General features: G+C 52.0%; 25 protein-coding genes. 1 reads left to right on the forward strand and 24 read right to left on the reverse strand.

Translation table 11 applies throughout. From position 1 onward, the window contains the following. Positions 1–25 precede the first annotated feature (25 nt). The 12 genes from ACXPUX_RS14670 to ACXPUX_RS14725 all read right to left on the reverse strand — a co-directional run bounded on the left by ACXPUX_RS14670 (position 26) and on the right by ACXPUX_RS14725 (position 11,510). Positions 26–385 (reverse strand): hypothetical protein, encoded by a 360-nt coding sequence (locus ACXPUX_RS14670; RefSeq protein WP_458828969.1) that lies wholly within the window; start codon positions 383–385, stop codon positions 26–28. Between the two features lie 18 nt (positions 386–403). Then, on the reverse strand, positions 404–1,255 hold the full coding sequence (locus tag ACXPUX_RS14675; RefSeq protein WP_458828971.1) for a PepSY domain-containing protein: 852 nt from the start codon (positions 1,253–1,255) through the stop codon (positions 404–406). A 171-nt stretch (positions 1,256–1,426) separates the two neighbouring features. Next, positions 1,427–1,630: a transposon-transfer assisting family protein gene (locus ACXPUX_RS14680; RefSeq protein ID WP_458831259.1), complete on the reverse strand. Its 204-nt coding sequence runs from the start codon at positions 1,628–1,630 to the stop codon at positions 1,427–1,429. Continuing rightward, positions 1,620–2,135 carry a YodL domain-containing protein gene (locus ACXPUX_RS14685; RefSeq protein WP_417949467.1) on the reverse strand — a complete coding sequence of 172 codons (516 nt, stop codon included), beginning with the start codon at positions 2,133–2,135 and terminating at the stop codon, positions 1,620–1,622. Before ACXPUX_RS14685 ends, ACXPUX_RS14680 begins: the two co-directional genes overlap by 11 nt. Before the next feature lie 8 nt (positions 2,136–2,143). Then, on the reverse strand, positions 2,144–3,031 hold the full coding sequence (locus ACXPUX_RS14690) for an LPD16 domain-containing protein (protein ID WP_458828973.1): 888 nt from the start codon (positions 3,029–3,031) through the stop codon (positions 2,144–2,146). Then, positions 3,031–5,073: a type IA DNA topoisomerase gene (locus ACXPUX_RS14695; RefSeq protein ID WP_458828974.1), complete on the reverse strand. Its 2,043-nt coding sequence runs from the start codon at positions 5,071–5,073 to the stop codon at positions 3,031–3,033. Before ACXPUX_RS14695 ends, ACXPUX_RS14690 begins: the two co-directional genes overlap by 1 nt. A 99-nt stretch (positions 5,074–5,172) precedes the next feature. Beyond that, the gene (locus ACXPUX_RS14700; RefSeq protein WP_458828976.1) at positions 5,173–5,904 is read right to left on the reverse strand and encodes a DUF4366 domain-containing protein; all 732 of its coding nucleotides are present in this window, start codon (positions 5,902–5,904) and stop codon (positions 5,173–5,175) included. Next, a complete protein-coding gene (locus ACXPUX_RS14705) occupies positions 5,888–6,154 on the reverse strand; it encodes a DUF4315 family protein (protein ID WP_112122164.1) in 267 nt (88 codons plus the stop codon). Before ACXPUX_RS14705 ends, ACXPUX_RS14700 begins: the two co-directional genes overlap by 17 nt. Before the next feature lie 15 nt (positions 6,155–6,169). Further along, positions 6,170–7,903 (reverse strand): C40 family peptidase, encoded by a 1,734-nt coding sequence (locus tag ACXPUX_RS14710; RefSeq protein ID WP_458828977.1) that lies wholly within the window; start codon positions 7,901–7,903, stop codon positions 6,170–6,172. Continuing rightward, on the reverse strand, positions 7,900–10,293 hold the full coding sequence (locus tag ACXPUX_RS14715; RefSeq protein WP_458828979.1) for a VirB4-like conjugal transfer ATPase, CD1110 family: 2,394 nt from the start codon (positions 10,291–10,293) through the stop codon (positions 7,900–7,902). Before ACXPUX_RS14715 ends, ACXPUX_RS14710 begins: the two co-directional genes overlap by 4 nt. Further along, positions 10,265–10,630, reverse strand: coding sequence for a PrgI family protein (locus ACXPUX_RS14720; protein ID WP_097771851.1), 366 nt, complete (start codon positions 10,628–10,630; stop codon positions 10,265–10,267). Before ACXPUX_RS14720 ends, ACXPUX_RS14715 begins: the two co-directional genes overlap by 29 nt. A 13-nt stretch (positions 10,631–10,643) precedes the next feature. Beyond that, on the reverse strand, positions 10,644–11,510 hold the full coding sequence (locus ACXPUX_RS14725; RefSeq protein WP_097785690.1) for a VirB6/TrbL-like conjugal transfer protein, CD1112 family: 867 nt from the start codon (positions 11,508–11,510) through the stop codon (positions 10,644–10,646). Between the two features lie 293 nt (positions 11,511–11,803). Between ACXPUX_RS14725 and ACXPUX_RS14730 the strand changes: the two genes are divergently transcribed. Next, positions 11,804–12,778, forward strand: coding sequence for a Fic family protein (locus tag ACXPUX_RS14730; protein ID WP_458828982.1), 975 nt, complete (start codon positions 11,804–11,806; stop codon positions 12,776–12,778). A 33-nt stretch (positions 12,779–12,811) separates the two neighbouring features. Here the strand turns inward: ACXPUX_RS14730 and ACXPUX_RS14735 are convergent, their stop codons facing one another. The 12 genes from ACXPUX_RS14735 to ACXPUX_RS14790 all read right to left on the reverse strand — a co-directional run bounded on the left by ACXPUX_RS14735 (position 12,812) and on the right by ACXPUX_RS14790 (position 22,069). Continuing rightward, positions 12,812–13,027: a Maff2 family mobile element protein gene (locus tag ACXPUX_RS14735; protein ID WP_055186938.1), complete on the reverse strand. Its 216-nt coding sequence runs from the start codon at positions 13,025–13,027 to the stop codon at positions 12,812–12,814. Between the two features lie 140 nt (positions 13,028–13,167). Continuing rightward, positions 13,168–14,934: a VirD4-like conjugal transfer protein, CD1115 family gene (locus ACXPUX_RS14740; RefSeq protein ID WP_458828985.1), complete on the reverse strand. Its 1,767-nt coding sequence runs from the start codon at positions 14,932–14,934 to the stop codon at positions 13,168–13,170. Further along, entirely contained in the window at positions 14,931–15,395 is a 465-nt protein-coding gene (locus ACXPUX_RS14745; protein ID WP_423730254.1) for a PcfB family protein, read from the reverse strand. The genes ACXPUX_RS14740 and ACXPUX_RS14745 overlap by 4 nt, the downstream gene beginning before the upstream one ends. A 24-nt stretch (positions 15,396–15,419) precedes the next feature. Beyond that, positions 15,420–15,857, reverse strand: coding sequence for a DUF3846 domain-containing protein (locus ACXPUX_RS14750; protein ID WP_458828987.1), 438 nt, complete (start codon positions 15,855–15,857; stop codon positions 15,420–15,422). Positions 15,858–15,980: 123 nt separating this feature from the next. Further along, positions 15,981–16,427 (reverse strand): hypothetical protein, encoded by a 447-nt coding sequence (locus tag ACXPUX_RS14755; RefSeq protein ID WP_458828989.1) that lies wholly within the window; start codon positions 16,425–16,427, stop codon positions 15,981–15,983. A 9-nt stretch (positions 16,428–16,436) separates the two neighbouring features. Further along, positions 16,437–16,859: a hypothetical protein gene (locus ACXPUX_RS14760; protein ID WP_458828991.1), complete on the reverse strand. Its 423-nt coding sequence runs from the start codon at positions 16,857–16,859 to the stop codon at positions 16,437–16,439. A gap of 63 nt (positions 16,860–16,922) precedes the next feature. Beyond that, on the reverse strand, positions 16,923–17,846 hold the full coding sequence (locus tag ACXPUX_RS14765) for a ParB/RepB/Spo0J family partition protein (protein WP_458828993.1): 924 nt from the start codon (positions 17,844–17,846) through the stop codon (positions 16,923–16,925). Beyond that, positions 17,803–18,636 carry a ParA family protein gene (locus ACXPUX_RS14770; protein WP_458828994.1) on the reverse strand — a complete coding sequence of 278 codons (834 nt, stop codon included), beginning with the start codon at positions 18,634–18,636 and terminating at the stop codon, positions 17,803–17,805. Before ACXPUX_RS14770 ends, ACXPUX_RS14765 begins: the two co-directional genes overlap by 44 nt. Beyond that, positions 18,636–19,505: a DUF6017 domain-containing protein gene (locus ACXPUX_RS14775; RefSeq protein WP_458828996.1), complete on the reverse strand. Its 870-nt coding sequence runs from the start codon at positions 19,503–19,505 to the stop codon at positions 18,636–18,638. Before ACXPUX_RS14775 ends, ACXPUX_RS14770 begins: the two co-directional genes overlap by 1 nt. Before the next feature lie 125 nt (positions 19,506–19,630). Next, positions 19,631–20,059, reverse strand: a complete 429-nt coding sequence (locus tag ACXPUX_RS14780; RefSeq protein ID WP_458828997.1) for a helix-turn-helix domain-containing protein — start codon at positions 20,057–20,059, stop codon at positions 19,631–19,633. 145 nt (positions 20,060–20,204) lie between these two features. Then, positions 20,205–21,701 (reverse strand): tyrosine-type recombinase/integrase, encoded by a 1,497-nt coding sequence (locus ACXPUX_RS14785; protein ID WP_458828998.1) that lies wholly within the window; start codon positions 21,699–21,701, stop codon positions 20,205–20,207. Continuing rightward, complete coding sequence (locus tag ACXPUX_RS14790; RefSeq protein WP_113992160.1) at positions 21,698–22,069, reverse strand: helix-turn-helix domain-containing protein; 372 nt, start codon at positions 22,067–22,069, stop codon at positions 21,698–21,700. The genes ACXPUX_RS14785 and ACXPUX_RS14790 overlap by 4 nt, the downstream gene beginning before the upstream one ends. Between the last annotated feature and the right edge of the window lie 16 nt (positions 22,070–22,085).

Raw genomic sequence — 22,085 nt, forward strand, 5'->3', positions numbered from 1 at the left:
TTGACAATCATCGACAAACTGGGAATTATTTAATTCTCTGTGTACCTAATTGTTCAACTGCTATTTTTGCTTTATTGTCATCTTCCTTTTGAAGATTTTCTATTTCCGAACTCCGAATAGCCAAAATGATTTCGTCCCCCACCTGTAAATCATCAAGTGTTATATCTACAACATCTTGTGTATCATAATTACAATAAATCATAGGAATTTGGGAACAATCAATAAGGCAATCATACCCTAAAACACCTTTTCCTACGGCGGACAAAAACCGCATATCCGAGCTGTTTAAGTCTGCATACCGGTCATTGGCCGCAATACGGTCTTCCATCTCGATAAAGTTATAAAATAAATCTGTTAACTGGTCATTGATAATCTTTGTACACAACTACTTCTCCTGTCTGTCTTAACGGACCTTCTCAGCATCCCACTCCATTACGGATCCGGTCGCTGCATCAATCGTGAATTCGTATTCCGTTCCACCGTAGATGATCTTTCCTTCGTATTCCGGACGTCCGTCATCATAATCAAGCTTCCATTCGTAGAGATCCTTGTCCGTTGCTCCGCTTACACGGTCAAGGGCTGTTTTCTTTGCATCTGCCTCACTGACCGTAGCGTTCTTGCTGTCTGTTCCCATCGTTTTTTCTTCATATGCGGAGCTGATGATCTCTCCGGTGTCTGTCGCAATCTCATAGTCATACTTTGCACCGCCTGCATACCATTCAATGTCATATACCTGACGTCCGTCTTCATAGTCAAGCTTTGACTTGGTGATCGTTGCATCCGCTGCCTTCACTCCGGCATGCTCCAGTGCGATCTTCTGTGCTGCTGCTTCATCCACGGTTCCGGTACCTGTTGCATTCTGTGCCGGAGCAGGGGCAGCGGGGTCTGCCGTCTCCGTCTGTGTCCCGGAAGCCTGCGCATTCTGTTCTTGGCTGCTCATTTCCATGACAGCTCCTGTCTCTGCATTGATCGTGTAGGCGTAGGCATACTCTCCGGAAGTAAATTCTACCTTATAGCAGGCCACTCCCGCCACCTCACTTAAGGTCGTGGCTGAAATGTCTGCATCTGCCGCTACAATATCCGCTGCTTTTAACGCCGCTTCCTGTGCCTCCTCCATAGGGATCATCTGTGTCTGCTCCTTCGTCTGCTCCTGGCTGCTTTGCTGCGGAATACTGGCTGCCGCATTATATCTGTATCCGGTCAGGGTCATTGCAAGTGCAAATGCCGCTCCGATAAAAATCCATTTCTTTCTCATATTCTTTCTTATCCTTCCTATCAGATTGGAATGTGTAAAGTGTAGCCGATATCCTGCCAGATCACAAGTGAAATTTTTGTGTACAGGGTATATACGATTTGTCGAGTTCAGTATACCACACCGAATCCCATTGTAAAAGAGCCTATGTACGCCGCCCGCAGGCGGCGAAAGTCAGTCCGGGGGAAATTCCAGTTCGGCAAACTCCGCATCAGTCAGCAGTTTCAGCTTTTCGATAACGCCCTCCGACAGTTCCCGCAGAGCAGTTTCATCGGGCATCAGGTAGCACTGCATGAGCCGCAGTTCGTGGATAAGCCCCAGCCGGGTGCCGGTGTTGTAGAGCATCATCAGGATCAATTCCTCGTGGTCAAAGTTCATGTTCATCCCTCGCTTTCCGGCAGACGGTAGGATTGCACTCCGGGGCATCGCACTTTTCCTTGAGATTCATCAGCACCGAAGGACGTTCCGGCTGCTTGTCCAGAAACCCCTGTAAATCTTTGAAGCCGATGCTGTCCACATAATGCACAGACACCTCGCCATTGCGTTTGAGTGCGATCACATCGCTGACGGACAGGCTGTGCCCCTCAAAATCCTGCGGACGGGAGAGGTTGAACATCTGAAATAGTTCTTCCAAAATCTCGTTGTTCGGCACATCCTGCCACATGGCGGGCAAATCAGCATAGTAGGTGACCTCATAATGCTCCGGGTCTGGCGTTTTGCCCCGACGATGCAGTTCCCGCATGGAAGCAAATCTTTCATCGAAGATTTTTTCGTCATGCCGCAGCTGCATCACCATATAAACATCGCACCCTGCGTTCAGAAACTTCTGCGGGATGTCCGTCATGGGTTCACCGTCAAAATTCTGGTTCCATTTTTGCTGCATCGTCCACCTCACAGTTCTGGCGCAGAACGTGCAGACGATTTTGGCGCAGACGTATCACTTGCCAGTTCTGCCAGCTTTTCCAGTGTGGAAGGGCGATGGTCTGCACTCAGTTCCTCGGCTTCCGCAACTTTGTCCATGACGGCATCGTAGTCCTGCAACAGCCGCCGCCCCTTTTCCATGTGGTGCGCTTCCAGAATCTGCTCACGGGCTTCCTGAATGGTCAGTTCCGGGGCATCCAACTGCCCGCCGTCCATCACGGAATAATCGCTGTGGTAGAGGGTGTAGTTCCATCCATCCTCACAAGACTGGATGGCAAGGTAGCCTTTGCCGCCCAGTTCCCACGCCGCCTGCTCGTCCTGTGTCTGAATCTCCGGGTAGAAGTCGGCATGGTTTCGTTCCATGACTTCGGCAAACTGGCAGATGTGGAACACATTGCCCAGACCGCCCATGTCAAAGTGATAATCATCCAGATGTTCCACCCGTGCCGTAAAACTGTGCCCATCCGGGTAATCCACCTGAATCACGCCGCCATCTGGAATGCGATAGAGGTCATCATAGTGGCTGTTGATGAGACGAATATCCTTCGGCAGCGTTTCCGGCTCCCAGATGCGCCGTCTGCCGATGCCCGCCTGCGGGATGTTTTCGAGGATCTTTACGCTTTCCTGTTGGATGACCTTGCGGTCATCGTCCGAAAGTTCAAACAGATACCAGTTCCGGGCGGCAGAAATGGCGTTCCTGCCATCGGGCGGCAGATTCTTTTCCGAGATCTGCCCACTTTCCAGCGGCTCGCCAGTCACCTTGTTATAAGTGGCAAAGCCGACCCCTGCACCGTTTTCCCGGAGATGCAGATAGCGTTCATCGTTGATAAGGTAGACCGCTTCTTTTATCTGCTCCATCAGCACCCACCTTCAAATTCCAGCGAAAACTTGCTGCGGCCATCGGCTTCACAGGACAGCAGCACGGTGGCATTGTAGGTCTTGCCCTTGGCACTCTTGCAGTCCTTCAAGCGGACACGACCATCCCGCAGCAGTTTGTCCGCCACATGAGCGTCCAGCCGCTTGCCCAGACGCTTAAAGAACGCATTGTCCTTCCACAGGACAAAACGGCACTCCCGGTTCTCGCAGAACCAGCCTTTTTCACGTTCCACGACAGGCTTACCACAGTTCGGGCAGACACCAATAATCTTGCTTTTCATAAGTGCATTCGCTCCTTTTTTCATTTCCGTGTTCTTTACCAGTTCGGTAATCATCGTATTGATTTCGGTCATAAATTCACTCGGCTCCATTTCGCCACGTTCGATTTGCAGCAGCTTTGTTTCCCAATCGGCGGTCATTTCCGGGGATTGGATTTCTTCGGGCATCACGGTGATGAGGGCTTTTCCCTTGTCGGTGGGCAGCAGCACCTTGGTTTTCTTGTTGCCCTTGCGCTCCAGAAAGCCCTTCTGCACCAGCTTTTCGATGGTGGAAGCTCTGGTTGCTGGAGTGCCGATGCCCTGACGCTCTACACCCTCTGGCATACTGTCTGCACTGGCGGTTTCCATCGCATGAAGTAGAAGGTCCTCGGTAAAATGCTTCGGCGGGGAGGTTTGGCCCTCTTTCAGTTCGGCATTGAGGATGCCGCACTCGTTCTCTGCCGCATTGGGCAGGGCGGTGAGTTCCTGCTTCCGGTTCAGGATGTCTGCCAGCACCTTGCGCTCCACAGCTTTCCAGCCTTCCTCCAAAACCTCCTTGCCCTTGGCGGTAAATTCCTCCCCGGCGCATTCGGTGGTCAGCAGGGTCTCCAGATAACGGAAGGGCTTGCTTACCGCCATCAGCGTCCGGGCGATGATGAGTTTCAGAACGTTCTGCTCGCCCTTGGGCAGTGCGTCCAGATCGGCTTGCAGCATACTGCGGGTGGGCAGGATGGCGTGGTGGTCGGTGACTTTTTCCCGGTTGACGGTGCGCCGTGTCCGGGGCACAGCCTCGTCCACATCTTCCGGGGTAATGTCGAAAAATCTTTCCAGTGCCTCGGTCAGTTCCTCCAGCATTTCCTCGTCATCGTCAGTGATATAACAGCTATCAGTTCGGGGATAAGTGGTAAGTTTCTTCTCATACAGGCTCTGCACATAGTCCAGCGTCTGCTGTGCGCTGTACCCCAGCAAGCGGTTAGCGTCCCGCTGAAGGGTGGTCAGATCATACAGCGGTGGTGGATTCTCGGACTTTTCCTTGCGGGTGATGCGCTGGATCGTTGCTACCATCTCCTTTCGGCAGGCTTCCAGCAGGTTTTCTGCAACGGATTTTTCGGGAATGCGGCGGCTGGATGCCGTGCAGCCGCTGGTCAGTTCCAGATCTACCGTGTAGAATTTCTCCGGCACAAAAGCAGCAATGGCGGCTTCCCGCACCACCGTCATGGCAAGCACCGGGGTCATAACACGCCCCACCGCCAGCGGCTGACCGTACAGACATGAAAAAAGCCGGGACGCATTGATACCGACCATCCAGTCGGCACGTTCCCGGCAGAGTGCTGCGTTGTACAGCGCATCGTATTCAGTTGACGGTTTGAGGTGGGCAAACCCTTCCCGGATAGCGTTTTCCTCCATGCTGGACAGCCATAGACGAGAGAAGGGCTTTTTGCACCCCGCTTGCTGGTAGACAAGTCGGAAGATCAGTTCTCCCTCACGGCCGGAATCGCAACTGTTCACGATGCTGTCTACGTCCGGGCGGTGCATCAGCTTTTGCAGGATGCCAAACTGCTTTTTGGTGCTGGCAGATACCAGATACTGCCACTTCTGCGGCAGGATGGGCAGGTCTGCAATGCTCCACTTGACATACTTGGCATCGTAGATGTTGGGCGGTGCAAGCTCTACCAGATGACCAACGCACCAGCTTACCAGATAGCCGTTGCCCTCCAGATAACCGTCTTGACGGCGGGTAGCACCGAGGACTTTTGCGTAGGACATAGCGACAGATGGCTTTTCTGCTACAACTAGCATTGAAATAAGCGTTCCCTCCAATCTGTTTTCATTTGGATATGTACGGCGGCAAACGCCGCCTTAAAATCAGATGGGTTCAGTATCTTCCTCTCCGGCTTCTTCCGGTTCATCCTCAGTGGGTATTTCAAAGTCGCCCTTGTCCTCGGTGTAGTTTGCATCGGGGTCGAGGGCTTCTTTTTCGGCCTGCTTTTTCTGCTTCTGCTTTGCGAAAGCATAGAAGCCACCGCCTGCCGCCAGTGCGATCATCGCGACAACCCCCAGAAAGCTGGATGCAATCTTTGTAACCTTGTTTTCCTTGGGCTGTTCTTCGCCGGATGCCGCCGCTTCTTCTGCGGCTTTCTTGGCTTCTTCCTCGGCTTTCAGCTTATCCTGTTCAGCCTGCGCCGCTGCTTCTTTTTCAGCGGTATAGGCATCGGCAGCATCTTCCTCCATCAGAGCCAGAAGGTCGGCTTCGTCCACAAGGTTCATAAAGTGAACGGTCTGCTGCCCTTTGGCGTTGCGGTCAATCACTAGATAGAAAGTCGCACCCGACTTCGACACCAGCGTGATAAACTGCTGTCCGCTGCCATCGGAATAGTCGGTGTGATAGTCATCCACCAGCGTCAGGTTGCCCTCCGGGGTCAGGGCACCAGAGGTTTCGTCCGTGACGGTGACAACATCTTCCTCCACGACTTCCGGCAGAACCGGCTGCTCCACCGGGGCAGCTTCGCCTTCAAAAGCAAAAGCAGGAGCCGCCATGCCAGCGCACAGTGCCGCCGATACCAGCAGCGCACCCAGCTTTTTAATCTTCATCTGCATCGACCTCCTTCTCAAAAGTTGCACCCACGGCAGACAGCGCAGCCGGGTTCGGGGTGGCGGTTGCCGACTGCCGCAGCAGGGCGGCAAGCTGTTCCGGTGTCACATTAGCCGTGCGTACCATGCTGCTGACCTCAGCGGCTTCTTCCTCCTGAATCCGACGCTCCAAGACCGCAATGCGGTTGTTCAGCTTGATGCGGCGCTCCTGCTCTTTCTTGAGCGTTGCCCGCAGCTTATCCAGTTTTTCGCTCATAGTTGAATCCTCCAATCATTTTGAAAGCCGTCCGAACCCGGCGAGATGCTTCTCCCAGTAGGACGAGTGAATGTTTGCGTACTTGATGGGGTCTCCGGCACTGACCATCATGCCATTACCCAGATAAATCCCGGTATGGCTCATACCGGGGGTGTCATACGTTCCCTTGAAGAAAACCAAGTCACCGGGCTTGGCTTCTGCTTCGGAAATGTGCTGACACTTGTTCCATAGGCCGTTGGCAGTGGTACGGCCAACATCGTAGCCGTTCTGGTTGTAGACCCAGCAAACGTAGCCGGAGCAGTCAAAGCCTGTTTCTGGGGTGGAGCCGCCCCAAACGTAGGGTGTGCCAACGTATTTCTTTGCTTCCTCATAGATGGCAGCAAACTCGCTGTCAGTCAGTGCTTCCGCAGGAACGGTATAGTCGATGCCAGGTGTGCCAGAGCCATCGGAACCACCGGGCGGCAATCCGCCATTAAAGAGGTAAGGTCTGCCACCCAAAGTATCTTGAAAAATTTCGTACCGTTTCCATTGGTCGTTGTTCAGTTCCTCCCGAATGACCACTTCCAAGCCACGGTTCACCAGCTTGGTGTGGAAGATGCGGTACTCGTAAGGCACCTGCGTGGGAACCGGGATTCCTGCGGGAGTCATGACCCACACAGTCATATACCGGGTCTGCACCTCTACCCATGTGGTCAGCTTGTACTGCTTTTTGAAGGTCTCCTTCAACTTGCCCTGCACCTCCGACCGGGTATAATCGTCATACAGAGTCGTGAGAAAAGAGGTCAACTGCCATGGGTCATGCTCGATGGGGTCGAGATGGTACTGGTACTCGTTGTAGCCGGGGTGGTCAGTGGGAGTGCGCTTGATCTTTTTGTCCAGTTCCTTTTCCAGCTTCTTGTAGTCCTGTTCTGCGCCCCGGATGTCCCTGTCCTCGGCGGAGTACATGGTCTGCCCGGACACCTGTGTGCCGCCGGAAAAAAGGATGCCGCAGGAGGAAAAGCCCGACATGACCATGAGGATGAGCAAAAGAAAAACGCCCACGATCACCAGAACGTGTGCGTTGCCTTTAGCGGTATTCATCAGCCCTTTCACGGCAGTGCTGACGGCAGTTTTGCCCTTTTCTACCGCCTGTTCCATGCTGGACCGGGCGGCAGATGCACCGTTGGATGCCGCTTTGCCGCCTGCGGTCTGCGCCGCCGTGCCCGAACGGGCGGCGGCATAGTAGCTCTGCCGGATGTTCTGCTTCTGCCGCCACCGAGAGAGCCAGTTGGAGCCTCCCTCGCCGGTGCCGGATGCGCCTGCATCTTGTGCCGCAGTCGGCTCTCGTGCAGAAGATTTTGCGGTTTTGGTGCCTTTCTTGCCCTGCATCTTGGCTTTCTTCTTTAGCTTCCGGGCATAGCGGCTTTTGGAAATATCACGGACATTTCCTGCCGCTTTTTCGCCCTCGCTCAACGCCCGCACACCGACGTTTTCATCCTCGTACTGGTCAACTTCCCGATGCACCGCAGACCGGGCGGCATGGGCAGCGTACATCTCCCGTTTCTGCGCCTTGCTCAACCGGCTCAGTTCGTCCGGGGTCAGTTCCGCCTTGCCAAACCGCAGATGCTGTGCCTTTTCCGCAGCTTTATCTGCATCGGTTTTCAGCTTTTTCTTTTTGGGCACCGTCTGCTCTACCTTGGCTTTTTTCGGGGGAGAACGGGTCTTTTTTGCGGACGTTTCCTCTTTGATGTTCAGCTTCGGTTCACTCATTTCTGCGCACCCTCCGAGACTTCACCCAACTTGGTGGTCATAATGCGGTAGAGCTCCAGATCGGTGGGGAAACGGTCCACAAACGGCAGAATGACATTGCCGAAAAACAGCAGCCCTTCGCCCTCGCCGGAGTGGGTAACGTAGGAAAGCTGATGGGGCGAAATATTGAGCTGCTTTGCAAGAATTTGCCGGTCTCCCGCCGCCTGATTCAGCATGATGATCATGTCCGAATTTTCAAAAATATTCTCGACCTCACGGGAAGAAAGCAGGTCTTTCACATTCTGGGTCAGCCCTGTGGGAATACCGCCCCACTTGCGGAAACGCTTCCAGATCTCGACGGAATAAGCGGCAGTCTGCTCCTCTTTTAGGAGGAGGTGCATCTCATCCATATAATACCGGGTGGACTTTCCGCTGCTGCGGTTTGCGGTGACACGCCCCCATACCTGATCCTGCACGATGAGCATACCGAGTTTCTTCATCTGTTTGCCCAGTTCCTTGATGTCGTAGCAGACGATGCGGTTGTTGACGTTCACATTGGTGCGGTGGTTGAACAGGTTCAGACTGCCCTTGACGTAGATCTCCAGTGCAGTGGCAACATGGTGGGCTTCTTTTTCGTCCTGTTGGAGCAGGGCGTTGTACAGATCCTCAAGAATGGGCATATTCTCCGGGCAGGGGTCCGCAAAATATTTGCGGTAAATCAGATGCACACATCGGTCAATGACGGTTTTCTCCACCGGCAGCAGCCCTTCTTTGCCGCCCACCACCAGTTCACACAAAGAAAGAATAAAGTCAGCTTTCAGGGAAAGCGGATTATCTTCCTCGGAGTAGTTGGCATTGATGTCCATGGGGTTGATGAACTGGGTACTGTTGGGCGAAATTTTGATGACCTGACCTTTCAGCCGGTTCACCAGCGGAGAATACTCTCCTTCCGGGTCGTTGATAATAATATCATCATCTGTGACCAGAAAGGCGTTAGCTATTTCACGCTTCGCGCTGAAAGACTTTCCAGAGCCGGGAGTTCCGAGGATCAGGCCATTGGGGTTCTTCAGCTTCTTCCGGTTCACCATAATCAGGTTGTTGGACAGGGCGTTCAGGCCGTAATACAGGCTTTCTTTGCCGGACTGATACAATTCCTGCGTGGTAAACGGAATAAAAATTGCCGTGCTGCTGGTGGTCAGCCCTCGCTGAATTTCGATCTGACAGTCTGCCAGCGGCAGGCTGCTCATCAACCCCTGCTCCTGCTGAAAATCCAAACGGCACAGGTTGCAGTTGTGCTTCTGTGCAATGCTGGATGCCAGAAAAACATTGTTTTCCAGTTCCTGTTCCGTGCGCCCGGTGTTCAGCACCAGAAATGTGACAAGGAACATCCGCTCGTTCTGGCTCTGCAATTCCTTCAGCAGGGCTTTTGCATCTCTGCCGTAGGTTGCCAAATCCGACGGAATGATGTCGATATCATACCCGGCGCGGATTGCCTTTTTCTGCTCCTCGATCTTGCTGCGGTTCAGCTCCGTAATGGTGCGCTTGACGGTCTTGATGGCACGGTTCTGATCGACACTCTGGATGTGCATGGTGACGATCTGGGACGAATCCATGTCCAGAAAATCTTTCAAAAGCTGGTCGCTGATGTCGGATGCCGTGATGCTCAGAAAGCTGGCGGCGCAAAAGATGCCGCCCATCTGGAAGGTGCGGCTGTTCCTGAATGCAAAGGCGGTGGGTGCAATAGCATCCTTCACCGAAAGGCCGCTTTTCACGAGGTCCTTCCAGTCAAAGTGGAACTTGGATGCGCCGTCCATGTTGAACATATCGTGCATGAGTTTCAGCCGCTGGACACCGTTCAGCGGCTTTGCCTGCACCCCCAGCCGGTGGAAGTTGTTCAGCAGATCGTTCTGGATGTGGTCGAGCCGAGGCTTGACCTGTGCCATGCTTTCACCCTCCACACCAAAGGTGATGAACTTGGTCTTGGTCAGACCATTATTGCCCTTGGCAAGCTGCTGGCGCAGCATCTGGCTGTACTCAGCACGAACATCATCGAAACCATCTCGCTGGTACGGGATACGGATGCTTTTCTCAAACTCGGTGCTGTCGGTTGCCATGTTCACGAAGGACAGCTCAAATTTGATGCTGGAATCAAAGAAGTTCAGAAAACTGCACCATTCCTCGAAAATCGCCGTCTTATCCTCCTGCTGGGCGAGCTGATAATTGATGTCCTGATACTGGATGGTCCGGGTGTAGTAGTTGGGCTTCACCCGGCAGGTGCCATCCTCAAACATCCGCTGCATGGGGATGGACTGCTGGGCGGTCCGGGGCACAACGGGCTTTGCATTTTGCCTGCGCTTCTGCGCAGACTGCGGCTTACTGTGCTTACCGGTCTTTTTCCAAAACGGAATCATGGGTCACGCCTCCCTTCATCAAAATCGCATAGTAGTTGTTGGTCTTGTAGGGGCGAATCTTCGGGCGGACAAACCGGGACTGCACATAGTACGACAGCAGCTTTTCCAAGGGCTGACCGTTTTTCTCGTACATCCCAAGGAAAAACGCTGGCAGCATCACCGCCATCATGCCGAGGGTAGCGGCGGTATTGCCGCCGGAATCTCGGAGTACAAAAAACAGCGGCACCCCAATGAGAGCCGCTGTACCGAAACAAAGCAGTTGCCGTTTGGTCAGGTTGAACGCCACTTTGGATTTGACCTTGGTCAAATCACGGGGCACGGAAATATACGCAGCCAATAAAGCACCTCCTTTAATGCGCTCCGAGGACGGATTTCGTCACGGAGCTGGTTTTGAACAGGCTGAAACAGAGCAGAACAGTGTAGCCCACAATGCTCCAAATGGAGTTGATGGCATCCCCAGAAATTGCCACGCTCTGGATCAGCACCGCATAAATCGCCACGCAGATGAGGATGAGAAAGCCCTGAAAGCCCAGTGCGAACAGGCATTTCAGGTAGTTCTGCCCCATGTGGCTCTGCTCGTGGTTGCCGAAGGTCGCCATGGGAATGGGCGCAAGGCTCACCATGCAGTAGATTTCAATCATACGCCCATAGACGATGACAAAAATAATGATGCTCAATATCCGCATGGTGATGCCGATGAAGAAACTTTGCAGGAAAAGCCCGAACAGGGGTCCTACATCCATCTGCATCAGGCTGGATTGCAGCATGGACAAACCAATGTCATTGACACGGGTGTTCCCGGCGATGATGCCGCTGGAATCGGACACTACTTTCTGGGTGACGTCGAACACCGCCATCACAATATCGAAGGTGTTGCTGATGAGCCAGACCGACACCGCCGTTTTGAAGATCCAGCGCATGATAAGGGCTGGCTCAAACTGCGCCATATTGTTGTGCTGGGTTATCATCTCAATTAGTTCATAACAGGCGATGAAGGTCAGGATGATGCCTGCAATGGGCAGCACCACGTTCCGGGAGAGGGCTTCGATCATGGCGAACACTCTTGGCTCAAAACTGGAGGGCTTGGTGCCCACCTGCTGGGCGATGTTTCCCACCTGCGTGTTCACATCGTCGAACAGACCAGAAAGGTTTGACATAATGCCTGCCGTCAGGATGCCTTTGATCCAGTCGGCAATGGCTTTGAGAACGGTTTCCATTCAGTCACCGTCCTTAGCTGAAGTGGTTGATAAGGGTCTTGAGAAGATTCAGGAGAAAAATAATGTGGGTCAAAAACTGCATAATAGCACCGCCTTTCGATGATGGGTGAATAAAAACGCGGCTTGGAGCACGGACATTCAATAAAACTGCAAGCTGCAGAGGGCTTTCCGTTGCTGCTCAAGCCACCGTATGGAACAATGCCCTCATTTCATCTATCATTTTTTCAAAATATTGATTGATGAATGATAGATGAAATGATATGATAAAAGAAATGATATGGGAGGTATACACCGTGCGAAACAAGAAACCGCCATTTGAAATCACAGAAGCAGCTCTTTCAGAGGTTATGGAAATCAGCGAACTGGTAGGCAAAATCTGTTCCACCCAGAATCTTTCCACAAGTCCGATTCTGCGCCGCCAGAATCGCATCCGAACGATTTATTCTTCTCTGGCTATCGAGCAGAACACACTCTCTTTGGAGCAGGTGACGGCTGTTCTGTCTGGAAAACGTGTGCTTGCCCCTCCAAAAGACATCGCTGAAGTAAAAAATGCCTACGAAATCTACGACCATCTCGCAGAATTGAATCCATATTCGATGGATGACCTCCTGCTTGCACATCGGACGATGATGCAGGGACTTGTGCGTGAAGCGGGAGAGTTTCGCTCCGGACCGGTTGGCGTTGTGGACAACAAGGGCAATGTCCTGCATTTTGGAACATTGCCGCAGTACGTTCCCTCTTTGATGGAGGAACTGATTCAGTGGACAGAAAACAGTCCATTTCCTCTTCTAATTAAGAGCTGCGTTTTCCATTATGAATTTGAGGTGATCCATCCATTTGCGGATGGCAACGGTCGTATTGGGCGGCTCTGGCACACACTTCTGCTGTCAAAGTGGAACCCCTTGTTTGCATGGCTTCCAATCGAATCCATCATTCACGACCATCAGGCCGAGTATTACGCAGCAATCAATCAGTCTAATGCACAAGGTGAAGGAACTGTTTTTATCGAGTTCATGCTGGGAATCATCAAAGAGGCTTTGACCGAAGCAATCAACGAACAGCCTGTAGCACAGAGTAAGGAAGAAGTGCGTTGGGCGAAAATTGCAGCTTTTCTCCGCATGAATCATATTATCCAGAACGTCGATGTACAGAATCTTCTCGATGTTTCTCCTGCCACTGCAAGTCGAGTTCTGAACACCTTGACAAAAGAAGGAAAGCTCGTCAAAGTGCGAAATGGTCGCTACTGGGCATATAAATTGGCAGATTGATTATGTACAGGCGGGAAACCCCGCCTGCGGCTCTTAGCCGAACAGACCAGACAGCAGAGGAATCAGGGTGATGCCCACCAGAGCAACGCCGCCGCCAGCCATGAGCTGCTTCATGCCCTGAGACTTGGAGCCGGGGTTGTCGTTGCCATAACCCTCCAGCAGATTGATAGCACCCCAAACGCCGAGACCGGCACCCAGAGCGACAACCAGAGTCTGAAGAACTTCGATAGCAGAGTTAAAGAATTCCATAGTCGTTTCTCCTTTATAAATGAACATTGTAGACCGTCCGTACACACCTGAAATCGAACATTTTTGAGCCGCGAACTGCGGCGAGAGTGAGCTTACTGGTGTACCTCTCTGGTCAGGATAAAATTAAACCGCCTACCGGGTCAGGCAGGCGGGAGCGAATCAGCATCCACCACGATGAACTCATCATCGGGGTAGATTTTTTCTTTTCGGTTCAGATATTTTTCAATATCGAAGGTGTTTTTGGGGTCGTAGTCGGAGGTGAGCTTGTAATTCGGATGCTGGGTCAGGTCGTATTTGTCCGAAAGGAAGGGGCGCACACCACGCAACTGCAAAATACACTTGCCGCCGTCCAGCACCGCCAGCTCGTCCCGGCTCAATAATTCGTGACCAAGTTTTTGGAACGATGTTCCGTAGGATGGCGAATTACCGCGCGTGTCCGAAGTGTTAAAAGAATCAATCGTTTCTTTTCCCAGAATTTCGGACAGGTCTTTCAGTGTACCGGGTTCCGAGCCGCCGAGAAAAATCTGACTGTCCATGTTGCCAATGATGGTATCCGCATTGTCCTTGTAGATAGCCTTTAGCTGGCTTTTTGCCTGCAAAACAAGGCAGGCTGAGATCTCACGGCTGCGGATGGTGGCTACCAGCTTTTCCAGATTGGGGATCTGCCCGATGTTGGCGCACTCGTCGATCAGGCACCGCACATGGACAGGCAGCTTGCCGCCGTATTGGTCATCCGCCTTATCACAGAGCAGATTGAAAAGCTGGGTGTAGACCATCGAAATCAGAAAATTGAAGGTGCTGTCCGTATCCGACATGATAAGGAACAGAGCTGTTTTCTTATCACCCAGCGTGTCCAGTTGCAGTTCATCGTACATGGTGAGGTCCCGCAGTTCTTGGATGTCGAAGGGGGCGAGCCTAGCACCGCAGGAAATGAGGATGGATTTTGCGGTCTTGCCGGCAGCCAGCTTGTAAAGTTTGTACTGCCTCCCGGCAAAACTGTTTGGCTTCTTTTTTGCCAGTTCCTCAAACAGCAGATCCACCGGGTTCTGGTATTCCTCATCGTCCTCCAGCACCTGCATGGTGTTGAGCATTTCCAACAGTGTTGCAAAATTCTGCTCCTCCACAGGGGCTTCATAATGCAGATAGGCGATCAGTGCAGTGAGCAAAAGACGTTCGCTTTTCTCCCAAAATGGATCGCCGCCGCTGCCTTCACCTTTCGTGTTGGTCATCAGGGTTGTGACCAGTTTCAGAATATCTTTTTCGCTGTGGACATAGGCGAAGGGGTTATAGTGCATCGACTTTTTGAAGTTGATGGTGTTCAGAATCCTGACCTTGTAGCCGTTTTTCAACATTGCGTTGCCACATTCAAGCAAGATCGTACTTTTGGGGTCAGTGACCACATAGGAGCTGTGACATTGTAAAAGGTTGGGCTTGAGCCAAAACCGGGTCTTGCCGCTGCCGGAGCCGCCCACCACCAGCACGTTTTTATTTCTCGCGTTCTTGGGGTCCGGCGGGCGATTGTTCATCATCAGCCGTTCCGTTTTGGTAAGGATGATATTGTCCTCAAACTTCGGAGCCATGAACGGCTCAATGTCCTTGGGGGTGCCCCACCGGGCAGAGCCGTACTCCATGCCGTGGCGGTACTTTTTTGCGTTTTTGCCACGCAGATAGACCGCCAGCCGTAGCCCTGCACCGCAGCACAGACCCACCAGCAAATCAAGCGGATGCAGGCTGGGCAGCGGGTTCGCAAACGCCAGCGGAACGGTTCCCATCATGGACATGATCTTATCGCCCAGTTCTTTGCCCTCGGCAAGCCGCCATGCTTCACCAAAGTTGGTTGCCACCAGTCCCAGCAAAATATAGGGCAGATACAGCGCCAGCAGCTTTGTCAGTTTTTTCGTGGTCACAGTCCACGCTCCTGTTCCTTGTGCCGGACTTTGCCGGGGAGTTCTGCCGCCGCCTGCACCAGTTCATGCAGTTTTGCCAGCACAGAGGGGCGTTTGTCCTTGTTGAGCAGAGATGCCGAATATTCCTTGAAAGCTGAGTGGAAGGCTTCTGCGTCCGGGGCTTTGAAAAAGACCAGATACCGGGGCGGCACCTCGGAGGTGTCCTTGCGGATAGCGTAGTCGATACCGTACTTTTTGGCATAGCGTTCCAGACCACGGATGCCGGTCTTGCTGATCTCCACGCTGGACACGCCCCGATTTTGCCGCAACAGGGTGCGGACACTTTGCTTACCTTGGGATGTTTTGGACTGGTACAGCCGAAACGCCGCCTTTACCGCCCGCAGGACGGTCCGGGCAGACAGCTTCGTGGTGGAGATCATAATGTTGAATGACTTCTGTTCGATTTCTTCCTGCACTGCCATCACCTCCCATGCAGCAGGATGCTTTTAGCGGTCATGCTCTGCCGGGGGCTTGGTGCGGGGCTTTTCTGTGGGCGGTTCATCGGGCACCGGCAGCACCAGCAGACGGTTGCCCAGCTTCAGAAAGGCTTCCGGCTGATGGAAAAGCTGCTCATATTTCTGCGCCATCTCCGGGGTCAGGGATGCGAAATCCTCCTCGCCCAGCCCAACCACCAGAAAAGTCCCGGCAACGGCATCATACATTTCTCCGTTTTCATCCCGAAGGGCACGGTTCAGGGGCAATCCCATGAGCTTGCCGTCATCGTCGTAGACGATGGCAACCGGATCTTCAAACGGGTAGCTTGCGCCGATGGAGCCACCCACAGCCTGCTGCAAAGCTTTCAGGTCGTTATCGATCTCGACCTGCTGCGGATGCTGTCCCGGCGCAATTTTCAGCACCGACAGAGTGCTCTCGTTCTGTTCCATTATCTTCCTCCTCGAATTTGATAGTGATTTCCTGCCCAGAACGGGCGGCGTTCAACAGAGCTGCTACAAAGAAGCCGAAAAAAGCGCCGGCTTCAAACAGCATAAACTCAAAGACAACTCGCATCAGTCAACCTCCGACAGTTCCACACCGATATACCGTTTTCCGTCTTTGTCGTAGAAAAACAGGTGTGCCAGAAGCCAGTCATCCAAGTCCAGCTTCTCATAAATGCTCGGCAGAATAAGGAAGTGATCATTGTCCTTCCGGCAGAGAAAGGCTGTATCCTCTAGGATGCGTTTGCCATCCACAATGCGAATCTGCTCCGGCTGATAGCGGATCTGGAAATCCGTAAAAGGAATATTGCAGGCTTCGTAGGTACCTCCATAATACGGAAGCTTCTTCTGCATTGCCGCATCGTAAGGCACATAATGAATGCCCTCTGCGGCACTGATGGTCACAACCTCCGGGCCGTGTTCAAAACCGTATATGCTGGCTTTGATAAGTTCATCAATGACTTCACCATTGGACAGCCCCGGATACATACTCTGGAAAAATTCCGCTCTCGTTGACATAGCGGTACCTCAGTCGATGCAGATGCAGGGCAGCTTCTGGTCATCTGCCATCAGGGTGATGCTGTGGCTTGCCAGATACTTCTGGAACAGGTAGACCTCATCAATGGTCAGCGAGATGACCTCGCCATCCATGTTGGTGCGAACCAGAATCACCGGTCCGGTCAGGTAGTGCTTGTCGCCCATCTTCAGCACCTGCGCCGGATTGTAGCAGAGCAGCAGCGAGGTGTTGGGGAGGTTCAGGCAGGCATCATCCTCCTCAAAGCAGGGCAGGATGTCGGGAGCCTCGTCCAGCGTGATGACGGTCAGCTCCATATCCGGGGCAATGGCTGCGAGGTAGACCTCGCCGCCCCGGTTTGCCGCCAGCGCAGCGCAAATACGCACGTCAATGGTGATCTTCTCGGAGCGGATGGTGCGGGTAACGTTGTTTTTCATAGGCGTTTCTCCTTTTGTTTGCAAAAGAAAAAGACCCCATCGGGTCTTTCGTTACGGTATAAGTCAGCGTTCGTTCTGCCGCTGCTGTTTGCGCTGCCACTGTTCCAGCAGCTTGATGATAGTGTCCTCCATCTGTTTTGGCGTGTAGCTGCGCGGGAAATACTTCCGCAGGGTGTCGTTTTTGATGACCACCTTGTCCAGCTCGTCCTTTTTCTCTTCGCCCATGACCGCAAAGGCAACGTCATACGAGAAGTGCCCTTCCTGCGCCAGCTTTTTAAGCCGCTGCGCTTGGGAAAGGGACGGTGCATTCTGGGTGTCGTTCATTGCTTCTAAAAAATCCCACTGTTGGGCTTCGTCCAGATAGGACAATTCCACAGCGGGATTGAAGGCAATTTTCTTTTCGTCCACCATGTCCAGCAGTTCCGGTACAAGATTGGTCAGGCGAATATAGCGTTTGACATTATCCTTACTCATGCCCACTTCTTCACCGATTTTCTCGGTGCTCAACTTCGGTGCAACTTGCACCGAAGTTAAATCTGACCTAGCACCTTGATTTTTTAGAGCTTCCAGCTTCATTTTGTAGGCGAAAGCCCTTTCACTGGGCAAAATGTTTTCACGTTGGAGATTCGAGTCCACCATGAGCAAAACTGCGGTATCATCATCCATGTTGCGGACAATGACCGGCAGGGTTTCCAGCCCCGCAAGCTGTGCAGCGTGCTGACGGCGGTGCCCGGAGATGATCTCGTAGCCACCCTCCGGGCGTGGGCGGGCGATCAGCGGAGACAACACGCCGTACTGTTCTACGCTCTCTACGGTGCGCTGCATGGATTCATCGTCCAAGACCTTAAAGGGGTGGTTTTTGAAGGGAAACAGCTCCCCGATGGGAATCTGCTGCACCTGTTCCCGCTGCTGCTCCTGCCGGGATTCCTCGGTGGAGAAAATGTCATCTGCCCCTTTCAGCGACACGTTTAAGCTGTTTTTCGGCATTCGCCATCACCTCCTTCGTCAGAGAGCGGTAGGCTTCGGCCACCTTGCCTTTGGGATCGTGCTGGAAAATGCTCTTACCCACGGCACTGATCTCCGCAGCACGGACAGACCGGGGAATGGTCTGGTCGAACACCTTGATCTTGCTGCCGTAGGCACCCCGAATCAGGTTGTCGATCTGCTGTCCGTAGTTGGTGCGGCTGTCGGTCATAGTCAGCAGGATGCCCTCGATTTTCAATTTCGGGTTGATCTGCCGCCGGACCTTCTGCACCGTCTGCAAAAGCTGTTCCAGACCTTTCGCAGACAGGTACTGCGCCTGCACGGGAATCAGGGTGGTGTCTGCCGCTGCCAAGGCATTGACGGTCAGCATCCCAAGGGAAGGAGTGCAGTCCAGCAGAATAAAATCGTACTCCCGTTTGGCACTGTCCAGCACCTGTTTCAACATCTTTTCCCGGTTCATGCAGTTGACGAGAGACACTTCCAGCCCTGCCAGTTCGATGTTAGCAGGGATCAGGTCAACGCCCTCTGCATGGTGCAGAACGCCCTCACCGGGCTGGATGGGCTGGTCGTTCATGGCTTTTGCCATCAAGGTGGAAAGGGTTGTAGGCAGTTCATCGGGCTGCTGCCAGCCCATGCTAATGGTCAAGCTGCCCTGCGGGTCAGCGTCCACCAACAGGACTTTCTTGCCCTCCATCGCCAGCCCGATGCCCAGATTTTCACAGGTGGTGGTCTTGCCGGTGCCGCCTTTCTGGTTGACGATGGCAATCGTGGCTGCTTTCTTTGAAATTTTCATCACCTCCGCATCGCTAAGTCGTGGTTGGTTTGGTTCTGGTAGAAAAGCTGCATCGTGGTGGGTGCGTTGTACAGAGAAGCGAGCAGATATTGTTTCATGTTTCGGATCGGGCTGCTGTTTTCTGCAAGGCACTTCAGCACAAAACGGATATGATCAGCATTCAGCTTCATAAAGCGGCTGCGTACCACCTCGGCAGGCTTATCGTCCCCGGCAATGCGCAGCAGCTTGCGGTTGGTGACACAGGTATCCACCAGCAAATCCACGATTTGATAGATGGTATCCTCATCGTCCGGGCAAAGCCGGAGCAGAAGGTCTATCTCTAAAGACTGAGAAAAAAATTCTTCCAGTTGGGTGCGTTTGCTCATCTCATCCGATTCTTCAGAATAGAAGGGATCAGTCTCACTCATTTCAGTATCATTCTCTTTAGTCTTATTACATCGTGATTTTGAAGGGTCTTGACTTGCGTTTTTGAAGCCTCCAGAATCGTGAAAATCACGATTCTGGAATATTGATTTTGACGATTCTGCCGAAAAGTTCTTCACATACACCAAACTTGGCTTTCCCAGACCTCTGCGTTTTCGTTCAATCAGACCAAACTTTTCGAGTTCCCGGAGCAGCTTGGTCGCTTTGTTGTCTGCGCAACACAATGCCCTCTTGACATCCTCTATCGTGAAGATGATGAACACCCGGTTCTGCTCGTCCAGCCAGCCGTTTTTCACGGACAGGCTCATGCGATCCAGCAGGATACCGTACAGGGTCTTGGCATCGGTTGACAGGCTCTGGAACCGTGGCTCCTGAAACAGAGCCTTTGGAATGCGGTAGAAGGAGAACAGCTCTCCGGCTTGTCCGTAGAAGTAGTCAAGGGTCATGTGGCTTTTTCAACGTTTTGCTCCAGCTTGTGTTCAAAAAATCGACCGCCTTTCGTTTGAAAATAAAAAGCGCACTCTTTTCTTATTGAAAAGTGGTGCGCTATGTAATATAATGGCTGTATAGTTTAGCTATCCAAAAGATAGTCGATGAGATATTCTTTCGGAATCATGAAAGATCGTCCGACTTTCAGGCAGCGAATTCTATGTTGATGGATTCTTCTGATGATGGCAGTCTGGCTTTTGAAACCGAGTAAAGTTGTTGCTTCTTCGACAGACAGCACATCAGGATAGTTCACAAATAATTTTTTATAATACTCTTTTGCTTGATTTTGATTCATTATCCTTGACTTTCCTTTCGTTTTGTGCCTAAGCAGAGGAGCGTTTTGCCCTGCATCCCTCCTGAACATCCCTCCAATTTCCATTTGGGCGGTCCAAACCGAAAAAACAGAGTAGGGGGAAAACGCATCGAAAAATCGTGGATATTTCAAATTATTGTTCGTTGAGGCGTGAATTTTGCCTTTGCACAGTGGGAACCAGATATCACTAGATATCACTGGATGACACCAGATGGAAGATGAGGACAAAAACTCAAAATCGTTCGGGAAACCATGTGGGTTCGAGTCCCACCATCGGCACTCCATCATAAAACAGCTTAGAATCGAAAGATTTTGGGCTGTTTTTCTTTTTCTGCTCAGTTTCTTATACTTTGGTGTTTTCCGGGAAGATATTAACGATTGCATTCGCCGAGGATACCTTACTGGAGAAATCCAGATGTGTATAAATGTTGCTTGTTGTGCTGATGTCACTGTGACCCAGCCACTCCTGAATCTCCTTCAGGCTCACGCCATTGGCATAGAGCAGACTGGCACAACTATGGCGCAGATCGTGAAAGCGGATACGCTTCATCTGGTGTGCTACCAGAAAATCTGGGAAATGCTGACTCAGAAAGTCGGGCCGAATCCGCTTTCCCATCGGGTCTACATAGATATAGTCAAGATAATCGGTGCAATAGCTTTTGCCGCAGACCTTCCGATTCTGCTCCTGCTCCTTTTTCATTTTATTGAGCATCTGCTCACAGGCAGGGATTAGGGGAAGTGTCCGGCAGCTCGACTTTGTTTTTGTCTTATCTCGTGCGATTTCCGTTACCGTTCCGTTGACCTTTGCGGTCACAACCGTATGCTGAATGCTGATTTTCTTGTTCTCAAAGTCAATGGCATCCCATTTCAAACCAACAATTTCACTGCGCCGCAGCCCGTAGAATGCAGCCATGATGACGCCAAACTCCGAAGGGTCACCTTGGATCACCTTGAAAAGTTGCTCCAGTTCTTCACCGCTGTAAATCTCCGACTTGAACTTTTCCTTACGAGGACGTTCAACGCGATCTGCCGGGTTGGAACGGATTATGCCGATTTGAAAAGCATACTGTAAGCATTTGCGGATGTTGGCGTGATAGTGAATGACGGTGTTTGCCGTAAGGCCACGATCCAACTCATGCTGGTAGAAGTCTTGGATGTATTTGGGATGCTGTTCCATATCCTGTAATGTATAGTGGAGCGGTTCGAAATATGGGACGATCTTGTGAATGATTGCTCTTTCATAGCTGGTATAGGTTGTGATTTCCACTCGTGACTTCATCATTTTCAACCAGTCCGTGATGAAGTCGGTGAAAAGTACCGGTGAGTTATCAAGGCAGGGGTCAACTTCTTTGATGGGGCTGACCTTCAGCCAATTATTGGCAACGGCATATTGCAGGGCATCGGTCAACTCCTTGTGCCAATCAAGAAGCTGCTGTACACTGGCCTCCTCCTGCTGACGCTCATAGCGGAAGAACGTTTCCAGATCGCGCGGAGAGAGTGCTTTCAAAGACAGCCGCTTCTTTTCAAAGTATGGGACAACTACTCTTCCCAGATCATAAGCATATCTGCCATAGGTTTCGGGCGGAAGGCTCATCACACTTTCTCGAAGCCAGCGGTTCAGATATTCCGATACCGGCAGGTCGGAAACCTGCTGCATCGTTTCAGGGTTAAACTCTTTTTGTGTTTTACGCAACAGAGATTCAGCTCTTTTTTTGTTTCCTTTAACCGGAAGTCCTGTGCTGATGGATTTGGTTCTGCGCTTTCCATTTGTGTCTTTCCAGCTCAGAATCATCTGATACATACCGTTTTGTTCTCTTAAATGTCCGGCCACATTTGTCATAGTGATGCTCCTTTCTGTTCGCAGCCAAACGTCCTTTGCTTAGGCATCATAAGTTTAGAAGACTCTGAAGTGTTTTGCAAGGATGGCGCAAGAGAGTTTGAAAGGCGCATCCCTCCAAACTGCCGATTCTGATCGATCAGGTACTCTACCACGCAGAGTTTTGGTATCTTATAACTGCGTCCTACACGCGCCGAGTGGATCTTATTCTGCTTGACCAGCAGATACGCATTCTTCCGGCAGATGCCAAGCATTTCCTGAAGAATGTCTACGGATACCACATCCGGGTAATCCTTGAACATCATCATGTACCGCTCTGTCTTGCGGTCGGGCTCTTCCTGAATCAAAGTGCAGGCTGCGATCTCGCTCATTCCGGTCCTCTCCTTT

The sequence above is a fragment of the Faecalibacterium sp. PGM34 genome (genome assembly GCF_054456555.1).

What these genes read in the sequence shown, in the direction of transcription:
- ACXPUX_RS14675 (WP_458828971.1), bottom strand. Translation starts at nt 1,255, where the DNA reads ATGAGAAAGAAATGGATTTTTATCGGAGCGGCATTTGCACTTGCAATG.
- ACXPUX_RS14750 (WP_458828987.1), bottom strand. Translation starts at nt 15,857, where the DNA reads ATGGAACAGAACGAGAGCACTCTGTCGGTGCTGAAAATTGCGCCGGGA.
- ACXPUX_RS14785 (WP_458828998.1), bottom strand. Translation starts at nt 21,701, where the DNA reads ATGACAAATGTGGCCGGACATTTAAGAGAACAAAACGGTATGTATCAG.
- ACXPUX_RS14710 (WP_458828977.1), bottom strand. Translation starts at nt 7,903, where the DNA reads ATGAGTGAACCGAAGCTGAACATCAAAGAGGAAACGTCCGCAAAAAAG.
- ACXPUX_RS14735 (WP_055186938.1), bottom strand. Translation starts at nt 13,027, where the DNA reads ATGGAATTCTTTAACTCTGCTATCGAAGTTCTTCAGACTCTGGTTGTC.
- ACXPUX_RS14715 (WP_458828979.1), bottom strand. Translation starts at nt 10,293, where the DNA reads ATGATTCCGTTTTGGAAAAAGACCGGTAAGCACAGTAAGCCGCAGTCT.
- ACXPUX_RS14790 (WP_113992160.1), bottom strand. Translation starts at nt 22,069, where the DNA reads ATGAGCGAGATCGCAGCCTGCACTTTGATTCAGGAAGAGCCCGACCGC.
- ACXPUX_RS14765 (WP_458828993.1), bottom strand. Translation starts at nt 17,846, where the DNA reads ATGCCGAAAAACAGCTTAAACGTGTCGCTGAAAGGGGCAGATGACATT.
- ACXPUX_RS14680 (WP_458831259.1), bottom strand. Translation starts at nt 1,630, where the DNA reads ATGAACTTTGACCACGAGGAATTGATCCTGATGATGCTCTACAACACC.
- ACXPUX_RS14705 (WP_112122164.1), bottom strand. Translation starts at nt 6,154, where the DNA reads ATGAGCGAAAAACTGGATAAGCTGCGGGCAACGCTCAAGAAAGAGCAG.
- ACXPUX_RS14690 (WP_458828973.1), bottom strand. Translation starts at nt 3,031, where the DNA reads ATGGAGCAGATAAAAGAAGCGGTCTACCTTATCAACGATGAACGCTAT.
- ACXPUX_RS14685 (WP_417949467.1), bottom strand. Translation starts at nt 2,135, where the DNA reads ATGCAGCAAAAATGGAACCAGAATTTTGACGGTGAACCCATGACGGAC.
- ACXPUX_RS14770 (WP_458828994.1), bottom strand. Translation starts at nt 18,636, where the DNA reads ATGAAAATTTCAAAGAAAGCAGCCACGATTGCCATCGTCAACCAGAAA.
- ACXPUX_RS14700 (WP_458828976.1), bottom strand. Translation starts at nt 5,904, where the DNA reads ATGCAGATGAAGATTAAAAAGCTGGGTGCGCTGCTGGTATCGGCGGCA.
- ACXPUX_RS14760 (WP_458828991.1), bottom strand. Translation starts at nt 16,859, where the DNA reads ATGAAAAACAACGTTACCCGCACCATCCGCTCCGAGAAGATCACCATT.
- ACXPUX_RS14775 (WP_458828996.1), bottom strand. Translation starts at nt 19,505, where the DNA reads ATGACCCTTGACTACTTCTACGGACAAGCCGGAGAGCTGTTCTCCTTC.
- ACXPUX_RS14725 (WP_097785690.1), bottom strand. Translation starts at nt 11,510, where the DNA reads ATGGAAACCGTTCTCAAAGCCATTGCCGACTGGATCAAAGGCATCCTG.
- ACXPUX_RS14755 (WP_458828989.1), bottom strand. Translation starts at nt 16,427, where the DNA reads ATGTCAACGAGAGCGGAATTTTTCCAGAGTATGTATCCGGGGCTGTCC.
- ACXPUX_RS14695 (WP_458828974.1), bottom strand. Translation starts at nt 5,073, where the DNA reads ATGTCCTACGCAAAAGTCCTCGGTGCTACCCGCCGTCAAGACGGTTAT.
- ACXPUX_RS14745 (WP_423730254.1), bottom strand. Translation starts at nt 15,395, where the DNA reads ATGGCAGTGCAGGAAGAAATCGAACAGAAGTCATTCAACATTATGATC.